General features: G+C 72.7%; 3 protein-coding genes. 2 read left to right on the plus strand and 1 reads right to left on the minus strand.

Going from position 1 to position 2,587, the window contains the following annotated elements; translation table 11 throughout:
- Window positions 1-517, minus strand: a 517-nt coding sequence (locus G3I40_RS06265; RefSeq protein WP_164301164.1) for a helix-turn-helix domain-containing protein, incomplete at its 3' end; no start/stop codon positions are given.
- Window positions 518-686: 169 nt separating this feature from the next.
- Here G3I40_RS06265 and G3I40_RS06270 point away from each other — a divergent pair.
- Together G3I40_RS06270 and G3I40_RS06275 are read left to right on the plus strand one after the other, a co-directional pair.
- The gene (locus G3I40_RS06270; protein ID WP_164301165.1) at window positions 687-1,982 is read left to right on the plus strand and encodes a glucarate dehydratase family protein; all 1,296 of its coding nucleotides are present in this window, start codon (window positions 687-689) and stop codon (window positions 1,980-1,982) included.
- A gap of 167 nt (window positions 1,983-2,149) precedes the next feature.
- On the plus strand, window positions 2,150-2,587 hold a 438-nt coding region (locus tag G3I40_RS06275), incomplete at its 3' end, for a PfkB family carbohydrate kinase (RefSeq protein ID WP_343244841.1).

Raw genomic sequence — 2,587 nt, forward strand, 5'->3', positions numbered from 1 at the left:
GCGGCAGCTGCGCGTCGGGGCGCTCCGCGAGCAGCGCCTTGCCGAGCGCGCCGACGTGCGCCGGCAGCCGGCGGCCGACCCGGCTGATGGTGCGCAGGTACTCGTGGGACTCGCGGGTCGCCAGGTACGCCACGTCGAAGCCGTCCAGCCGGCCCAGGTGGATCGTCTCGCCGAGCGCCTCGGACGCCTCGTCGAGGTGCGGGCGCGCGGCGTGCACGTAGGGGTCCGTGTCCAGGTAGCTGGTGCCGGTCAGCAGGGCGTGGATGCCGATGCCGTAGAGCGAGCCGGTGACGTCCGTGCGGACCCAGCCGCGCGTGATGAGCGTCTGCAGCAGCGCGTACATGGAGCTGCGCGGCACGGCCAGCTCGTCGGCGAGCTCCTGCAGGCGGGCCGGGCGGTCGCCGCGCGCGGCCAGCACCTCGAGCAGCTCGACGGTGCGGGCCGCGGACTTCACCTCGCGCACGCCGCCGCGCGACGGGGTGCCCTCGTGCTCTGTGTGCTGGTCCTGGTCCGGCATGCCCCGATCGTAAGGCGAGCGCGGCGGACCATTGACGCCTCTCGTTCGGCTACCTAATCTCCATCTACAAGTGTAGATGTGATCTCCGGGCGGAGGTGGCGGCGGGTGCGCCCGGCCCCGTGGCCGCCCTCACCCAGGCGATCCCCGGGACCCCCGCAGGAGCTGCTCGATGACCGATCTGACCATCACCGACGTCCGTCTCACGCCGGTCCTCGTCGCCGATCCGCCGCTCCTCAACGCCCAGGGCGTGCACCAGCCGTACACACCCCGGCTCCTCATCGAGGTGGTCACCGCCGGGGGCGTCACCGGCGTCGGCGAGACCTACGGCGACACCAAGTACCTGGAGCTGGCCCGGCCGTTCGCCACACGCCTGATAGGTCGTCAAGTCTCCGACCTCAACGGCCTGTTCGTCGTTGCCGACGAGGTCTCCGTGGCCGAGGAACGGGTCTGCGGCCAGGTCGACGTCGGCGGGCTGCGCGGCGTCCAGACCGCCGACAAGCTGCGGCTGTCCGTCGTCTCCGGATTCGAGGTCGCCTGCCTCGACGCGTGCGGCAAGGCGCTCGGACTGCCCGTGCACGCCCTGCTCGGCGGCAAGCTGCGCGACGCCGTCGAGTACAGCGCGTACCTCTTCTACAAGTACGCCGACCACCCGGCCGGTGCCGCCGCGCAGCAGGACGACTGGGGTGCCGCGCTCGATCCGGCCGGGATCGTCGCGCAGGCCCGCCTCTTCCACGAGCGGTACGGCTTCGCCTCCTTCAAGCTCAAGGGCGGCTGCTTCCCGCCCGACGAGGAGATCGCCGCGATCCGCGCGCTCGCCGAGGCCTTCCCCGGCAAGCCACTGCGCCTCGACCCGAACGGCGCCTGGTCCGTGGCGACTTCACTGAAGGTCGCCGATGCGCTGAGGGACGTACTCGAATACCTGGAGGACCCCGCGCTCGGCACGCCCGCGATGGCCGAGGTCGCCGCCGAGGCGGGCGTGCCGCTCGCCACGAACATGTGCGTGACCACCTTCGCGGAGATCGAGGAGGCGTTCCGCGCGCGGGCCGTGCAGGTCGTGCTCTGCGACCACCACTACTGGGGCGGTCTGCGCAACACCCAGCAACTCGCCGCCATCTGCCGGACGTTCGGGGTCGGCGTATCCATGCACTCCAACACGCATCTCGGCGTCAGCCTCGCCGCCATGACGCACGTCGCCTCGACGGTGCCGAACCTGCACCACGCCTGCGACTCGCACTACCCGTGGCAGTCGGAGGACGTGCTGACCGAACGGCTCACGTTCGCGGACGGACGCGTCGCCGTGTCCGACGCGCCGGGCCTCGGCGTCGAACTCGACCGCGACAAGGTCGCGTTGCTGCACCGGCGCTGGCTCGACGGGTCCTTCGCCGCGCTGCGCGACCGCGACGACGCCGCCGCGATGAGGATGCGCGACCCGCAGTGGGTCACGCCGGACGTGCCGCGCTGGTAGACCGGCCGCCGTGGTGAGCGCCGACCACCGCAGCACGCCCGGCCGACCGGAGGGCCGACGCCCCCTCGCCCGCGGTGCCCGTCACGTGACGGGCTGATGTCAACTGCCGTGGTCCGGGCCCGCTTCGTGCACACTGTGCGGACCCGGACCACTGCAGGGAGCAGGACGTGAACGACACCGGCCAGGACCACGCCCCCACGGACCCCCTCGCGGCGCTGCGCGCCCCCGGCGATCCGGACTGCGACGTGTACCTCACCGGGCCCGTCTTCCTCGACATCGTCTTCACCGGCCTCGACAGCGCGCCCGTGCGCGGCACCGAGTCCTGGGCGCGGGGCATGGGGTCGAGCCCCGGCGGCGTCGCGAACATGGCGGCCGCCCTGGCCCGGCTCGGACTGCGCACGTCGCTGGCCGCGGCCTTCGGCGACGACCACTACGGCGAGTACTGCTGGGACACCCTGGAGAGCGGCGAGGGCATCGACCTGAGCTACTCCCGCACCGTCCCGGGCTGGCACTCGCCGGTCACCGTCTCCATGGCGTACGAGGGCGAACGCACCATGGTGAGCCACGGCCACGAACCGCCGCCGCAGGAGCCCGCGCCGCGGTGC

This window comes from Streptomyces sp. SID14478, assembly GCF_010548525.1.
Classification (GTDB): Bacteria; Actinomycetota; Actinomycetes; order Streptomycetales; family Streptomycetaceae; genus Streptomyces.